Here is a 16036-nt window from a genome sequence, read left to right on the forward strand (position 1 = left end):
TGCAAAATTTTTGCAGAATCTAACCGCTTGTTGTTTGTGGAAGTCTCTCCCCGTTACTCCTATCTTTAACTGCTCTACCATAGCAATATGGACAGAGAAATCAGCCCGCTCACTCGGGACTATACAAGTGAAAAAATAGATACACTGCAAAATGCTGTGTATATCCGATTAACAACCCCTAAAGGCTCGTGGTGGGCAGATGGGCGTGTAGGTTCTTTGCTCCATCTTATTCAGCGTGAGAAAGATTTAAGCCGTGTGGGGCTATTAGCTCAACAGTACGCCGAAGAAGCATTGCAGCCGATTATTGATGACGGACGGGCGAAAAGTATTGTGGTCACACACGAGCAGCCGAAAGATGGCTCGTTAAATCTTAATATCCAAGTCACGGATAATCGTGGCAAAACCTATCAATTTAAACATAGCGTAAAAGTGATTTAAAAATGTTTATTACCCCGACTTTAGATGAGATTAGAGACAATATCTTGCGAGATGTTGTCTCACTTGAGCCTACCGCCGATATTGCGGTGGACTCAGATTATTACGCTCGTGCCAGTAGCTTAGCTGCGGTGGCTGAGGGCGTTTACGCTCATCAAAAATGGGCAATTAAGCAATTTTTCCCGGATACCGCAGACAGCGAGTATCTGGAAAAACACGCAGGGTTGCGAGGGATTAAACGCCGTAATGCAACCTATGCGAGTGGCTTGGGGCTTGAGGTGTTTGGTAATGCAGGCTCCCATATTGAGGTGGGCAAACAAGTTGTGACAGCTGATGGGCGTTTTTATGAGGTGATTGAGGCTGGGACGATTCGTGATTCGTCCGTTGTTTTAAGAGTCCGGTCGCTTAGTATGGGGGCAAATCAAAATATTATTGCCTCTACACCGGCTAATTTTACCGCAGCACCGGTAGGCGTAAAAACTGCCTGTATATTGCGTGAAATTGTCGGCGGTACTGATGCGGAGAGTGATAGCTCTCTACTTGAGCGTTTGCTTAATCGTATTCGCAGACCACCTGCCGGAGGCAATCGCTACGACTACAAAGAGTGGGCTTTAGACGTTGACGGTGTTGAGGCTGCTTTTGTTTACCCACTCCGCCGTGGTTTAGGCACAGTTGATATTGTGATTACCAGTAATAATGATTTACCGAGTGATGAGACAGTCAATAAGGTGCAAGCCTATATTGATGAAGTCCGCCCTGTTACCGCCAAAGAGGCAAAAGTCATTAAGCCAACCGCCAGACGGATTAATTTTAACATCCAAGTTAAGCTAAGTGGCGTGAGTTTAAGTGCGATAACGGCAGAAATTAAAACCGCTCTAGGGGATTATTTTAACCAATTAGCCCCGGCTGATAGTGTGATTGTCTCCCAATGTGAGGCGATTGTGAGTGATTTGATTGGAGTGGTTGACCGCAAAATCACCTCGCCTCTTACTAATTTACAAGCAGATTTATCGCAAAATGTAGAATGGTTTAGGCTTGGTACGGTAAGTGTTGAGGAGATGAGATAATGCCGGAGTTATATCACGCCGAGATTTTAAAAAAGCTCTATCCTCCGGTCTCTTATGATATTAACGGCGAGCAATTTATCGTGCAATGCGAGGTAGATGGTCGCTGTTTTGACCGTTTGCAGGCTAGTGCCGAGCAAATGTTAGCAGCAATTGAGCCTTCCACTTCTCGCACAATGTTAGCCGATTGGGAGCGTGTATGTGGGATTGCAACCGATTTAAGCAAATCCTATAGCGACAGAGTTAAGCGAGTAATTATCCAGCTTAATGCCGTGGGTGGCTTGTCTATCCCTTATTTTATCCAACTTGCCGAGTCTATTGGTTACAAAATTGAGATTAAGGAGTTCTCTCATTTAGCCAATGATTTACCCAACGCCGGTGATATACCGATTCAAAATTCTCCTCCGGAGGTGTTGGGCTATATGTGGCGAGTCGATGTTAAAAATGCTGATGACAATATCACCCGATTTCGTGCCGGGCAATCTATGGCAGGTGATCGCTTAACTGATTTTGGCGACCGGATTTTGGAGGAGTTTTTTAAGGATTTAAAACCGGCTCATACCTATTGTTATTTTGCCTATAAATAATACCGAGACCAAAAAATGAAAAATAAATTAGCTAATATTAACTCAAATAACGGCCGTTTTATTGATGGCAACCCTAACACCGGCACGCTTGGCACAATTGTAACAGCAGAGTGGCTCAATGGCGTGCAAGACCGTATGCAAGATGTATATGAGGAGCTACGCAATGTATTACTGCTTGGCAATTTGCAACCAGATGGGCAACGACAAAACCAAGTTGCAGAAGCAATTAAGGCATATTGCAATAATATTAATCTTAAGGTGCAGTCTAATACTCGTAATTTTGACAACTACATCCCCAACAGCAAAAAATCAAATGCGGTAAACAGCAATAGTGCGGATACGGTGGCAACGAGTTATGCGGTTAAGGCTGCCTATGACTTAGCCGATGCCGCTTATAAAGTTGACACTAATAACCAAAATCAAAACCTCAACAATCTGCTTGGGCAAAATACTGTATTTGGTACATCGGGTCGGGCAGCCGGTACAACTGGTTTGAGTGGTATTTATAGCTACGGTGTAGGTTTAGCGATGAGTGCTGCCGGCGCTAGAGCCATGCTCTATATCCCTCACTCTCACGCCGGCAGTAATAATGGCGTTTGGGTGCAGGCAAGTTTTGCTGGCAATAACTCGGCAGCGCAATGGAGGCGTATTGATGGTGCGGATTTTGCTGATATACGTGGTAATCCATTTACGGTAGCTGGATACAAAATAAGTAGCACAACAGGATATATCAGTGTGCAAGCCTCAAATGCCGGATATGCCGGACTTGAGGTTGAGCGTAGCGGTACAAGTGGTAATTGGCAATCACGATTTGAGGCTCTACCGGACCGCCGGTGGAAATTTTGGACTAACTCTGACAGCCGAGGGTTTGAGCAATATTTGCCGGCAAAAAGTGGCACTATTGCATTAATGGATGATGTCAACGGTCGTGTGAGCAAATCCGGTGACACGATGACAGGCACATTATCCGTTAAAAACGGCGAATATTCGGCATTACATACCTACAACACTGCCAACTGGTTAGTCAAATGGGAGTCAGCACCGCAATCGGCAGCTCACTTTGCAGCGATTGTGCAAGCTAACAATAACGGTGCTGTAGTTAATCGGGTATTAATGCCTAAAAAAAGCGGCATAGTATTACTAGATAGCGATGGTAGTATTCTTGGTGATGCTAATACCTACGTTAAGCGAGATGTAGCAGGCGACATATTTGCCCGATTGCTAAGAAGTACATACCAAAACGAAAGCCGTATGGTTGGGGCGATCGCTTTCAGAGTTAATAATGGCACTGACAACTTCACACGATATTGTGATAGCCCGGCTGCGGTGCGTAATTGGTTGGGGGTTAATGTACAAAATATTGTGGTCTTACAAGGCGTCATTAATCACGGTGGCACATTACCTTTACCATCAGGATTTAATGAGTCTCAATGTAAATTTATCATCTCTACCAACAACTCTAACCCAAATGGTGCAACCTGGGATTGGAACGAATCTTTTAAAGGCAAACATTACCGAAATATCTGCGAGCTCAATGGTAGAGTTGTAACCTGTCAGACAGTTGTTAATGACGGTATTTCAGGCAACGGAGCAATACACACCATTATTAATGGTAAAGCAAATTATATGGTAATTGGAGTTAAATAATATGTATTACATTTTTGATAAAAGTGGCAATTTTATAGCCAATTCGGATTTTGAACCAAACCTTGAAGACCTCGCCGAACGAGGTGAACAAGCGGTCGAAAATGCCGAGATTCTTACAAATCCGATACTGATTAACGGCAAAATTATTGATAAGGGCATCGCTCCAAGCCATTATCACGTATGGAGCGGCAAAAATTGGGTCTTACCGAAAGCCCAACAACAAGCGGTCATATCAGCCGAAAAATCTGCAAAACTGGAAGAAATTAACCGCAAGGCACAGGACTTTATCAATGATTTAGCCAAATATAACGAAACACCCTCATTTGAGCGTGACACTTGGCTAGAGCAAGCCAAAGAGGCAAAAGCGTGGGTGGCAGACCCAACTACCCAAACCCCAACCCTTGCGTTAATTGCTCAAATGCGAGGTGTGCCGATTGATACATTACGCCAAAAAGCCTACGAAAAAGCGATGGCGTATCAAACGGTGGCAGCGATTGTGGCAGGGCAAAGACAAGCATACGAAGACCGCCTTAATGCGGCGGAGAATTTAGAGCAAATACAGGCGATTAAGCCGGTGTATCAGTTACCGCAAGGAGGTCAAAATGAATAAAGTTTATCTAGCCCTCTACAGAGGCTCAGGCGGTAATTTGTACGACCGCTTTACCGACTGGCTGATTCGCAAAGTCACTAAAGGCAAATATTCGCATTGCGAAATAGTAGTACAAAAGAGCGAGATTAAAGACCACTATCACAGAGAGGTGTGGTATGAGTGCTACAGCTCCAGCCCTCGTGACGGTGGAGTAAGGCAAACTGTGATTAACCTTGATGATGGCAAATGGGATTTAATTGAGCTGCCAAACGTACACGAGCAACAAATTAAGGCCTATTTCGCCAGCACAAAAGGCAAACCTTATGACTGGCGAGGCGTGTTTGGGATTGTGTTGGGGATTAAACAAAAACGGGATAAGTACTTTTGTTCGGAGTGGTGCTTTAATCTAATCAAAAATAGCGATGAGGGCTGGCGATTCAGTCCGAATCAGTTGGCTGCTATGCTCAAAGGAGGTTAGCACCAAAAGATAGCGATAAAGCAAGTGGTAGCAACACTTACTTTATCGGCTCAACGCAAATCCAGCTTGCATTGGACGGCTGCTATCACCTTGCAAGGCGATAGCATTATATCAATACACTGGATATAAACACAATGCAACTAAAAGAATTAAGATGCCAATGCTGTAATAAATTATTGGCAAAAGCAAAAAACGTACAGAATTTAGAAATTAAGTGTGTACGCTGCAAATCAATTAATCAATTTAATTAAGTTGAGTGTCGGAGCGTCTTGAACGCCGGAACGCCATAGGAGAAAAACTATGGCAAAACAAATTTTTAAACAAGCTCCGTTGCCGTTTATTGGTCAAAAGCGGATGTTTTTAACCCAATTCACGCAAATCTTATATGATAACATTGAGGGAGATGGCGAGGGGTGGACGATTATAGATGTGTTTGGAGGCAGCGGATTACTTGCACATACTGCAAAACGTGAAAAGCCATTGGCACAAGTAATTTATAATGATTTTGACGGTTACGCCGAAAGGCTAAAACACATCAAAGAGATAAATCAACTTCGCCAAGAAATATACCAAATTGTCGATGGAATTATACCAAAAAATAAGCGTATAAACAAAGAAATAAAGGCAGAAATTATTAATAAAATCAATGAATTTGAAGGTTTTATTGACCTAAACTGCCTCAGTTCTTGGCTACTTTTTAGTGGTAATCAAGTCAGTAGTTTAGACGCACTTTTTCAGTTGGATTTTTGGCACTGTATTCGTCAATCAAACTATCCTGAGGCAGAGGGATATTTAAATGGTTTGGTGGTTATTCAGGAGAGTTTCCATACGCTTCTGCCTAAGTATCAGAATAAACCTAATGTTTTACTACTACTTGATCCACCTTATCTTTGCACAAGACAGGAGAGTTATAAGCAGGCAAATTACTTTGATTTAATTGATTTCTTGCGATTAATAGACCTTACCAAACCGCCTTATATCTTCTTTAGCTCAACCAAAAGCGAGTTTATTCGCTTTATTCACTATATGGTAGAGAGCAAAAAAGAAAACTGGCAAGCATTTGAGGGAGCGGAAAGGATAGTGGTTAATGCCTCGGCAAGTTATAACGGTAAATATGAGGATAATATGGTTTTTAAGTTCTAAAAATTTAAACGCCCTTTAATGATGGTTTAAAGGGCGTGAATTTTATTTTTTGCGATTTATTTTGCATAGTTTTTAACTTTTATCTATGCAAAATTGAGTGTAATTCTATGCAAAATAATTCGGCTGCTTATAGAAACACGAAGGTTTCTTTGATGGTGTGAAGAAATTCTTTGATAACTTAGGCAAATAAAATCATAAAAAGTACATATTTCTTAGATATGTACTTTTTTATTATCTATTCTTTGTTGAAATCTACTTCTCGGCCGTTAGTTTTTACACCTACATTACTGCAAAAAATAGTGGAAAAATAACCGCTTATCATCTTTCTCAGAATACCTGACAATTAAAATCAACTATTAAATATTAATATTTAATAGCCATAAATTATCAAATTGATAGATTGAGAAAAAATCTACAACACCTATAATCCTCTTCGGATTAATTACCTATCTTATTTCTAATTTATGAGGATTCTATTATGTCTAAATGTCCTGTTACACATTTGACAATGAACAACGGTGCGCCTGTTGTTGATAACCAAAACAGCTTAACAGCGGGTCCACGTGGTCCATTATTAGCGCAAGATTTATGGTTAAATGAAAAATTAGCAAACTTCGTGCGTGAAGTCATTCCTGAGCGTCGTATGCACGCTAAAGGTTCTGGTGCGTTCGGTACTTTCACTGTAACTAACGACATCACTAAATACACTCGTGCGGCAATTTTCAGCCAAGTCGGTAAAAAAACTGAAATGTTTGCTCGTTTTACTACCGTTGCAGGTGAACGTGGTGCGGCAGATGCTGAGCGTGATATTCGTGGTTTCGCCTTAAAATTCTATACTGAAGAAGGTAACTGGGATATGGTGGGTAACAACACCCCTGTGTTCTTCTTACGTGACCCACGTAAATTCCCGGATTTAAACAAAGCGGTTAAACGTGACCCTCGCACGAATATGCGTTCTGCAACTAACAACTGGGATTTCTGGACATTATTACCAGAAGCATTTCACCAAGTGACTATCGTAATGAGTGAACGTGGTATTCCGGCTTCATATCGTCATATGCACGGTTATGGCTCACATACTTATAGCTTCATCAATGCAGCTAATGAGCGTTTCTGGGTGAAATTCCATTTCCATACACAACAAGGCATTAAAAACTTAACTAACGAAGAGGCAGCTGCTATTATCGCTAACGATCGTGAAAGTCACCAACGTGATTTATACGAAGCGATTGAGCGTGGCGATTTCCCGAAATGGAAAATGTTTGTTCAAATTATGCCTGAAACTGATGCAGATAAAGTACCATACCACCCGTTTGACTTAACCAAAGTATGGCCAAAATCAGACTACCCATTAATTGAAGTGGGTGAGTTTGAATTAAATCGTAACCCTGAAAACTTCTTTGCTGATGTTGAACAATCTGCGTTCGCACCAAGCAACTTAGTGCCGGGTATCAGCGTGTCTCCGGACCGTATGTTACAAGCTCGTTTATTCAACTATGCGGACGCTCAACGCTACCGCTTAGGTGTGAACCACCACCAAATTCCTGTAAATGCACCACGTTGCCCGGTTCATAGCAACGCTCGTGACGGTCAAGGTCGTGTGGACGGTAACTACGGCAGCACTATTCACTACGAACCAAACAGCTTCGGCAAATGGCAAGAACAAGCTCAATATGCAGAGCCGCCACTGAAAATTAATGGTGATGCAGCCCACTGGAACTATCGTGAAGATGATGCTGACTACTTCAGCCAACCACGTGTATTGTTCAATATGATGAATGATGAACAAAAACAAGCATTATTCAATAATACTGCTGCAGGTATGGGCGATGCATTAGACTTCATTAAATACCGTCATATTCGTAACTGCTATGCCTGTGATCCGGCATACGGTGAAGGTGTGGCAAAAGCATTAGGTATGACGGTTGAAGATGCTATTGCTGCAAGAGCAACAGACCCAGCATTAGGTCAACCGGGTTTACTCTAATCCTTAGTGAATACAAAACTCAAAGCAAAAGCTCTACGAAAGTAGAGCTTTTTTACTGCTAATTATTTAACCACCGTAATTTCCCACAAGGCATCGCCAAGTTGTTGGTAATCGGTAACTTCATAGCCTTCCTCTTCCGCCCAATTTGGTATGGCTTCGGTTGCTTGAGTGCAGTCAAATTCAATCGTTAAGCTATCGCCTTTATTCAATTTTGCCATCGCCGCTTTGGCTTCGACTAATGGAAACGGGCAGACAAGCCCTGAGGCAGGTAAACGTACGTTCATCTTTATTACTCCTTAAAAAAATTAACCTTTTAAACGCTGTGGGCGGATAATCGTAAAATACGCTCCAACAAATGTACCGAGAATCATCATTGGTAATGAGAGCCAGCCTTGCCAAGAGAAGAAAGCTGTTTCAACTAATCCGTTCCCGATTGAACAACCACCGGCAAGGCTTGCACCGATTCCCATTAATGCACCGCCGCCTGCACTGCGTAACATTGTGGTCGCATCTGGCACTCTGAAACGGAATTCATTCGAGAACTTTGCAGCCACAAACGAGCCGATCAAAATCCCTAACACCAAAAATACTGCCCAGTTAATAAATTTAGCTTCACCGGTTACAAAATATTGAACCAAATTTGCACTTGGCGTAGTAATTCCTAAGCCGAAGTTTCTACCGGCAGCACTGCTAAGAGGCCAAGCAAGCAGTGCAATTAAGCCTACCAACACTGCCGTCACAAACGGGTGCCAACGTTTTTCAAACAGAATATGAGCTAAGCCGGTTTTGCGTGGTTTTAACGCGATGGTTTTACCTCTCGGTTTTCTTAAATGATAGAAGGTTAATGCGAATGTAATTACACTCAGAGTAAACACTAACACCCAAGGGGAAATACCAAATGTTTCATAAATCGTGCGGTGTTGAATTACATTGCTTTTTAGCTCTTGATTAAGTGGTGCTAACACACCGGTTCGCATAGAAGCGGAAAACAGCCCATAAATAATCAGTGCAACCCAACTGCCGATTAAACCCTCACCGGCACGATACCAAGTGCCTGTAGCACAACCGCCCGCATAAATAATACCGATACCAAACAGAAATGCCCCAATGATCACTGCAAGCAAAGGCAAATCTTCCGCCGGAGAACTAAAAGAGCCGGCTTCATACAAAAGCCAAATCCCGATCAATTGCACCGTAATTGCAATTAAAAGTGCCACAAACATACGGCTATTCTTTGTTACATAGAGATCACGAAATGCTCCGGTAATACAAAAACGCCCTCTTTGCATCACAAACCCGAGTAGAAAGCCACATAATAATCCTGTGAATAACATAAAAAATACCTCTCAACAAATTAACGTGAGAGGTATTTAAATATAAAGCCGTCTAGATGGCTAATAATCTTTAGCAAAATGATATGTTATTCAGTTATATCAATGCTATTAAATATGCGGAATTACATCATCAGGTGCACCTAATTTATTGAGTGCCACTTTTCTTGGATCTACCAACTTGGATTTTTTTATCATCGGTTCAACCGTTGAACCTTGTACTAAAATCGAGAAAGTGACTACCGCATAAGTCATTAACAAAATCAAATCACGCACATCAAGATTGCCTTCTGAACTCGATACCACCGCAGCACCTGCCGGTATGGAAAGTGCCATCGCAAGGGCTAATCCACCGCGTAATCCTCCCCAAGTCATAATGCGTAAGGTGTAAGGATTATAAGTGCGGAAGCGTTTTAACACTTGGTATGGAATCCACAGACTGATGTAGCGTGCAAGCAAACAAATTGGAATTGCTGCCAACATTAACACCCCACCAATAAAGGTGAAATCAACTAACAGTGTGCTTAAACCGATAAGCAGGAATAACAGGTAGTTTAATGAATGGTCGATCATCTCCCAGAAGTGATCAAGATATTTTTGGCTCTGTTCGGAGAAACCGGAACGGCGAGTCCAGTTGCCAATCATAATACCGGCAACGACCATTGTTAATGCACCAGAAACGTGTAAGTAGTTCGCAATCACAAAGCCAACGGTTGGAATGGTTAAGGTGATTAAGATCTCAAGGCTTCCGTCATCGGTTGCAGAAATAAATTTATGTGCCACAAAACCGGTTAATAAGCCAAAAACAATACCGCCTACTGCTTCTTGTAAGAACAGCCCGGTAATGCCACTGAGTGTTGGAGCCTGTCCGCCAAAAGCCACCGCAAAGATAGTGGTAAAAATTACTAAGCCGATACCATCATTAAACAACGATTCCCCCTCAACGTGCATTGAAAGGCGTTTTGGAGCTTTCAAGCTTTTGATAATTGCCAATACGGCAATCGGGTCGGTTGGCGAAATCAATGAGCCGAACAACAAGCAATAAACAAAACCGATCTCCAAACCACATAGTTTTGCCACGCCATAAATCAAAGCACCGATTAAGAAAGTGGAAATTAAGGTAGAAAGTAAAGCATAAACTGCAATTTCTCGGCGTTGTTCTTTCATTAACGGTAGTTTAATTCCAAGTGAACCGGCAAACAGTAAGAAACCAAGCATTCCGTTTAGTAGGAAACTTTTAAAATCGAGCTGTTCAAAAATGGAAATGGCAAGTTTATCAACGTGAAACCAGCCAAGAGAACCGAAGGTAAGAATAAGAAGGGAGCCTATAAGGGCAGAGGCTGTAATAGCTATGGTGGTTTGAATATTTTCGTTTAATTTTCGGGTAAAAAACGAAATAAACATCGCAAGCCCAAACAGCAGGCAGATATACGAGTAGAGTTGCATAACATTTTCCTATAAATATAAAAACTGCTGCTAGTGTAAACGCTGTTTAACAGAATAGCTACATAAAAAATAGGCAGAATACAATTTGATAACATTCTGCCTATTTAGGGTTATGCGGTTGCCAATAATTTTTCTAAAATTTGATAATAAATTTCGCCACAATGTGCCAAATCATCCACACTCACACACTCATTAACCTTATGAATGGTTGTGTTAAGTGGCCCAAACTCCACGACTTCAGCGCCCATTAACGCAATAAAACGCCCGTCTGAAGTACCGCCGCCGGTGTCTAAGCGAGGCGTAATTTTTGCCACATTTTCGACCGCTTGTAATGCAGCTTCTACCAACTTCCCATTGCCGGCAAGGAACGGTTTGCCCGATAAATTCCAACTAATTCGGTATTTTAGCCCCTGTTTTTCGAGCATTTCCGCCACTTTTGCTTTAATGATTTCATCGGTCACTTCAGTGCAATAACGCAAGTTAAACTGCACATAAAGCTCGCCCGGAATCACATTATTACTACCTGTGCCGGCTTTGATATTGGCAATTTGCAAACTGGTAGGCGGGAAAAATTCGTTACCGTTATCCCACTGGTAAGTGGTCAGCTCGGTTAAAAAGCCCAGTGACGTATGCACCGGATTTTCCGCCAAATGCGGATAAGCAACGTGGCCTTGAACGCCCTCGATATAGAGATTTGCCGTAATTGAACCACGTCTGCCGTTTTTGATCACATCGCCAAACACTTTGCTACTAGAGGGCTCACCCACCACCGCATAATGCACCGCTTCATTGCGAGCCATTAAGGTTTCAACCACTTTTACCGTACCGTCTTTGGCTGCTGCCTCTTCATCGGAGGTAATCAATAATGCCACTTTTCCTTTGTGGTTTGGGTGATGTTGCACGAAAGTTTCTGCCGCCACAACTAGTGCGGCAAGCGAACCTTTCATATCTGCTGCTCCTCGCCCGTAAAGCATTCCATCTACAATTTCAGCCGAAAACGGTGGATAAGCCCATTGGCTTTCATCGCCTACCGGCACCACATCAGTATGTCCGGCAAACACAATGCAAGGCTCTGCTTTACCATTCTCCGAGCCGTGCGTTGCCCATAAATTCAAGGTGTCGCCAAACGGCAACCATTCAATATTAAAGCCCAGTTTTTCAAGACGTTGTGCAATTTCTTGCTGACAGCCTTTGTCTGCCGGACTAATCGAATCACGGCGGATTAGGTTCTGAGCAAGGGAGATAATTTCATTTTTCATAGGTTACAAGCGGTTACTTTCGATGAATTTTTTACAATGTTAATTTTACGCTCTATCTAGTCTCCCTCTTTAGCAAAGAGGGGTTATGGGAGATTTGGCAGAATGTCCATACGCTCATACGAAATTTGAGTATCGTTATCAAATCTCCCTTCTAAAGAGTGGAGCAGCTCTCAGGTTAATTAAAGATTAAAGGCAGCCACATACTCTTTCTCATTAAAGCCAATCAAAGCAATATTATCTTTAATTACAATCGGGCGTTTAATCAGAGTTGGCTGTTCGGTTAGCACTTTTAATGCCGACTCACGGTTTAGGCTGTTTTTAACTGACTCATCAAGGTTTCGCCAAGTGGTACTACGTTTATTCACTAAGTTTTCCCAACCGAATTTCGCCTCCATTTCTACTAACCAATCAGCATTTAAGCCGTCCACACGGTAATCGTGCAGTTGTGGGTTTTGATTATGATCTTCGAGCCATTTCAAGGCTTTTTTTACTGTGTCGCAATTTTTAATGCCATAAACTAAGGTTTTCATCATTTTTCCTCATTATCAGAATCAGATTCCAGCATTGCCTGCCAGATTTTTAACGCATCAGCGGTTTCTGCCACATCGTGCACCCGTAAAATTTTCGCCCCGTTTTGGGCAGCTAATAACGCTCCTGCCACAGAGCCAATCAGCCTTTGTTCTACCGGTTTATCTAACACCGCCCCAATCATTGATTTACGGGAAAGCCCTGCAAGCACAGGAAAACCTGAATCCACAAAGGCTTTAAGATGTTTCAATAATTGGTAATTGTGCTTCACGCTTTTACCAAAGCCAAAACCGGGGTCTAATATAATATGCTCTTTGGGAATGCCTGCGGTGATGCACTCGAAAATCCGTTGATTTAGGAAATCCGCCACCTCTTCCAATACATCATCATAGTGTGGATTTTGTTGCATTGTTTGCGGATTGCCCTGCATATGCATTAAACAAACCGGCAAGCCCAATTCTACTGCCGTTACTAACGCATTTGGCTCAGTTAAGGCTCGAATATCGTTAATCATATCCATACCTGCTTTTGCAGATGCTTTGAATACTTCCGCTTTAGAACTATCCACCGAAATCAAGCAATCAAAACGGCTGCGGATCGCCTCCACCACCGGCACAACACGCTCCAATTCCTGTTCTAGCGTTACAATCGCCGCATTCGGGCGGGTAGATTCACCGCCAATATCAATAATGCTTGCCCCGTCAGCTAACATTTTTTCTGCTTGGAACAGAGCTTTATCGAGAGAAAAAAACTTGCCCGAATCGGAAAATGAATCCGGCGTGAAGTTTAAAATTCCCATAATTTGCGGCGTGGTTAAATCTAACAAGCGGTCATTTTTTTGAAAATTTTTGAAATGGATTTTCATATTTTTGCTTATATTTAGCTGGTGCAAGCGTCCACGCTTGTACCACTCTATGTTTGTTACAGCACAAGCGTGGACGCTTGCGCTATCTTACTCTCTCATTACGTTATTTAGTAATTAGCCCTTAATTTTGCCAACACCCCTTTTAAGGTTTTATCCAAAGGTGCCGTAATGACCATTTCTTCGCCGGTTTTGGGGTGTTCAAAACGAATAGAATAGGCGTGTAGAAATAAGCGATGTAAACCGGCTTCTTTCATTTTACTGTCGAAATCGCTGTCGCCGTATTTATCATCTAAGGCAATCGGGTGTCCTGCATATTGGGTATGCACACGGATTTGGTGGGTTCTGCCGGTAATCGGCGAGGCTTTTACCAAAGTGGCATTGGCATAACGTTCCTCAATGCTAAATCGAGTTTCGGAAGGTTTACCTTCTTCGCTCACTCGCACAATTCGTTCACCGCTGGCAAGTTCGTTTTTCAGTAATGGGGCTTTAATCACTTTGGTGTGAGCCTGCCATTGCCCTCGCACAAGGGCAAGATAATCTTTTTGCACCACTTTTTCACGTAGTTGTTCGTGCAAGGAACGTAATGCCGAGCGCTTTTTCGCTACCAGCAAAATACCCGATGTATCACGGTCGATACGGTGTACCAATTCCAAGAAGCGAGCCTGTGGGCGTAACGCACGCAAGGCTTCAATCACACCAAAACTTAAACCGCTGCCACCGTGTACTGCAATGCCTGATGGTTTATTAATCACCAGCATTGCATCATCTTCATACAGAATTTGGCTTTCCAGCTCCGCCACTTTGTTTAATTTAGTCGAAATTGGGGCTTCATTTTTTTCCGCTACACGCACCGGCGGCACACGCACCACATCATCGGCTTGAAGTTTATATTCAGGCTTGATTCGCCCTTTGTTTACTCGCACCTCGCCTTTTCGCACAATGCGGTAAATCAAACTTTTCGGCACGCCTTTGAGCTTTGCCAATAAAAAATTATCTAAACGCTGTCCGGCTTCGTCTTCACTGATCGTAAAAAATTGAACACCGGCACTAATTATTTTTTCTGTTGTCATTATCTTGTCTTTTAGAGAAAATATTGCTCTAAATTCTAGCACAAAACCGCTTAGCGAGTGAGGCAAATTCGCTAGGCTTATTTTCATTTTTATTTTAAGGAAACAATATGACTGAAAAAGTCACCGAAACAGCTCCAAACATTGACGTGGTTGCTGAAACCGAAAAAGTAATTAACAAAGTCAGCACAATGGATTTTAATTCCGTATTAAACGAGTGGGTTATCCCTTACGGTACAAAAATTCTACTTGCGATTGCAATTTTTGTAATCGGTAAATTTCTTGCCCGTGTAATAAGTGCGTTATTAGGCAAAGCGGCATTAAAATCAACCAAAGATGAAATGCTGCAAAGTTTTATTGTCTCAATCAGCTATTTTTTACTGCTGTTAATTGTGGTGATTGCCTCGCTTTCACAAATCGGCATTAACACCAGCTCGCTGGTTGCATTAATCGGTGCTGCCGGTTTAGCCATCGGTTTATCATTACAAAACTCATTACAAAACTTTGCTGCCGGCGTGATGTTGTTAATCTTCAAGCCATTTCGCAAAGGGGATTTAATCGAAACCGGCGGAATGACCGGCGTGGTTGAACAAATGGGGCTTTTAGTGTTGGAACTTCGCACCGGCGATAACAAAACCGTGTTATTACCAAACGGCAAAGTGTTTTCTGACAGCATCATCAACTACTCTAACAACCCGACACGCCGTATTGATTTCACCTTTGATATTTCTTATGAATCTAACTTAAAAGAGGCGAAAGAGATTATCCAACGCATTTTAGACGCCAATACTTATGTATTAAAAGATCCGGCACCTGTAGTAGCAGTCGGCGCTTTAGCACCGCATAGTGTTCAACTTGTTGTTCGCCCTTGGGTTCAGACGCCAAATTACTGGGCAGCATATTGGGAAATTATCGAACAAGTAAAATTAGCCTTTGGTGAAGCAGGTATATCTATTCCTTACAACCAAATGGAATTGCATATTAAAAGCGGTTCACTAGAGAATAAAGCATAAGAAAAAAGCCTGTAAGCGGTCTTTTTTTGATAAAATTTTGCAAATTTTGGGCGAAGGTTTATACTTTAGCTAAATAATCTACGAACAGGAGCATATTATGCGTATTGATACCTCTGCACTTTGCGATCTTTATTCTGACCAAGTTGATGTGGTTGAACCAATTTTCTCAAGCTTTGGCGGTGCTTCTTCCTTCTTTGGGAAGATTACCACGGTTAAATGCTTTGAAAGCAACGGTTTAATTGCTGAGGTTTTGGAAGAAGAGGGTGAAGGGCGAGTGCTGTTAGTCGATGGTGGCGGTGCAGTTCGTCGTGCCTTAATTGACGCAGAGCTGGCTCAACTTGCTGTAGATAACGGCTGGGAAGGTATCATCGTTTATGGTGCGGTTCGCCAATTAGATATTTTGGAAAGATTAGATATCGGTATTCATGCTTTAGCGCCAATTCCAGTGGGAGCAGATAACACCGATATTGGAGAAGTGGACACACCGGTCAATTTCGGTGGCGTAACCTTCTTCCCTGAAGATTACATTTACGCTGATTTAACCGGCATTATTCTTTCGCAAGAGTTGCTGGATTTAAACGACATCAGCGAATAAAT

General features: G+C 42.3%; 18 protein-coding genes. 11 read left to right on the forward strand and 7 right to left on the reverse strand.

Going from position 1 to position 16036, the window contains the following annotated elements; all coding sequences use genetic code 11:
* Positions 1 to 87: 87 nt before the first annotated feature.
* The 9 genes from EL242_RS01400 to EL242_RS01440 all read left to right on the forward strand — a co-directional run bounded on the left by EL242_RS01400 (position 88) and on the right by EL242_RS01440 (position 7930).
* The gene (locus EL242_RS01400) at positions 88 to 438 is read left to right on the forward strand and encodes a phage GP46 family protein (protein ID WP_126301222.1); all 351 of its coding nucleotides are present in this window, start codon (positions 88 to 90) and stop codon (positions 436 to 438) included.
* Positions 439 to 440: 2 nt separating this feature from the next.
* Positions 441 to 1502, forward strand: coding sequence for a baseplate J/gp47 family protein (locus EL242_RS01405; RefSeq protein ID WP_126301223.1), 1062 nt, complete (start codon positions 441 to 443; stop codon positions 1500 to 1502).
* A complete protein-coding gene (locus EL242_RS01410) occupies positions 1502 to 2086 on the forward strand; it encodes a YmfQ family protein (RefSeq protein ID WP_126301224.1) in 585 nt (194 codons plus the stop codon). The genes EL242_RS01405 and EL242_RS01410 overlap by 1 nt, the downstream gene beginning before the upstream one ends.
* 15 nt (positions 2087 to 2101) lie before the next feature.
* The gene (locus EL242_RS11535) at positions 2102 to 3733 is read left to right on the forward strand and encodes a tail fiber protein (protein WP_232019678.1); all 1632 of its coding nucleotides are present in this window, start codon (positions 2102 to 2104) and stop codon (positions 3731 to 3733) included.
* A gap of 1 nt (position 3734) precedes the next feature.
* Positions 3735 to 4343, forward strand: coding sequence for a hypothetical protein (locus tag EL242_RS11540; protein WP_232019679.1), 609 nt, complete (start codon positions 3735 to 3737; stop codon positions 4341 to 4343).
* Positions 4336 to 4800, forward strand: coding sequence for an enoyl-CoA hydratase (locus tag EL242_RS01425; protein WP_126301225.1), 465 nt, complete (start codon positions 4336 to 4338; stop codon positions 4798 to 4800). Before EL242_RS11540 ends, EL242_RS01425 begins: the two co-directional genes overlap by 8 nt.
* A gap of 134 nt (positions 4801 to 4934) precedes the next feature.
* The gene (locus EL242_RS11610; protein ID WP_126301226.1) at positions 4935 to 5051 is read left to right on the forward strand and encodes a Com family DNA-binding transcriptional regulator; all 117 of its coding nucleotides are present in this window, start codon (positions 4935 to 4937) and stop codon (positions 5049 to 5051) included.
* A 49-nt stretch (positions 5052 to 5100) separates the two neighbouring features.
* A complete protein-coding gene (locus tag EL242_RS01435) occupies positions 5101 to 5943 on the forward strand; it encodes a hypothetical protein (RefSeq protein WP_172595335.1) in 843 nt (280 codons plus the stop codon).
* 478 nt (positions 5944 to 6421) lie between these two features.
* Positions 6422 to 7930 carry a catalase gene (locus EL242_RS01440; RefSeq protein WP_006248547.1) on the forward strand — a complete coding sequence of 503 codons (1509 nt, stop codon included), beginning with the start codon at positions 6422 to 6424 and terminating at the stop codon, positions 7928 to 7930.
* Between the two features lie 62 nt (positions 7931 to 7992).
* Here EL242_RS01440 and EL242_RS01445 read toward each other — a convergent pair whose 3' ends face one another.
* The 7 genes from EL242_RS01445 to rluC all read right to left on the reverse strand — a co-directional run bounded on the left by EL242_RS01445 (position 7993) and on the right by rluC (position 14429).
* A complete protein-coding gene (locus EL242_RS01445) occupies positions 7993 to 8214 on the reverse strand; it encodes a sulfurtransferase TusA family protein (protein ID WP_006248546.1) in 222 nt (73 codons plus the stop codon).
* 21 nt (positions 8215 to 8235) lie between these two features.
* Positions 8236 to 9264, reverse strand: a complete 1029-nt coding sequence (locus EL242_RS01450; protein WP_126301227.1) for a YeeE/YedE family protein — start codon at positions 9262 to 9264, stop codon at positions 8236 to 8238.
* Positions 9265 to 9372: 108 nt separating this feature from the next.
* Complete coding sequence (locus tag EL242_RS01455; protein ID WP_126301228.1) at positions 9373 to 10707, reverse strand: cation:proton antiporter; 1335 nt, start codon at positions 10705 to 10707, stop codon at positions 9373 to 9375.
* 110 nt (positions 10708 to 10817) lie between these two features.
* Positions 10818 to 11966, reverse strand: coding sequence for a succinyl-diaminopimelate desuccinylase (dapE, locus tag EL242_RS01460; RefSeq protein ID WP_126301229.1), 1149 nt, complete (start codon positions 11964 to 11966; stop codon positions 10818 to 10820).
* 179 nt (positions 11967 to 12145) lie between these two features.
* Entirely contained in the window at positions 12146 to 12496 is a 351-nt protein-coding gene (locus EL242_RS01465; protein ID WP_126302688.1) for an ArsC family reductase, read from the reverse strand.
* Complete coding sequence (gene folP, locus EL242_RS01470; protein WP_126301230.1) at positions 12496 to 13359, reverse strand: dihydropteroate synthase; 864 nt, start codon at positions 13357 to 13359, stop codon at positions 12496 to 12498. Before folP ends, EL242_RS01465 begins: the two co-directional genes overlap by 1 nt.
* A 107-nt stretch (positions 13360 to 13466) precedes the next feature.
* Entirely contained in the window at positions 13467 to 14429 is a 963-nt protein-coding gene (gene rluC / locus EL242_RS01475; protein WP_126301231.1) for a 23S rRNA pseudouridine(955/2504/2580) synthase RluC, read from the reverse strand.
* A 107-nt stretch (positions 14430 to 14536) separates the two neighbouring features.
* On the opposite strand from rluC, the gene EL242_RS01480 reads away from it, so the two are divergent.
* Both EL242_RS01480 and rraA read left to right on the forward strand, forming a co-directional pair.
* A complete protein-coding gene (locus EL242_RS01480; protein ID WP_126301232.1) occupies positions 14537 to 15439 on the forward strand; it encodes a mechanosensitive ion channel family protein in 903 nt (300 codons plus the stop codon).
* Positions 15440 to 15536: 97 nt separating this feature from the next.
* The gene (rraA, locus tag EL242_RS01485) at positions 15537 to 16034 is read left to right on the forward strand and encodes a ribonuclease E activity regulator RraA (protein WP_126301233.1); all 498 of its coding nucleotides are present in this window, start codon (positions 15537 to 15539) and stop codon (positions 16032 to 16034) included.
* Positions 16035 to 16036 lie beyond the last annotated feature (2 nt).

Source organism: Mannheimia haemolytica (genome assembly GCA_900638155.1).
GTDB lineage: Bacteria > Pseudomonadota > Gammaproteobacteria > Enterobacterales > Pasteurellaceae > Mannheimia > Mannheimia glucosida.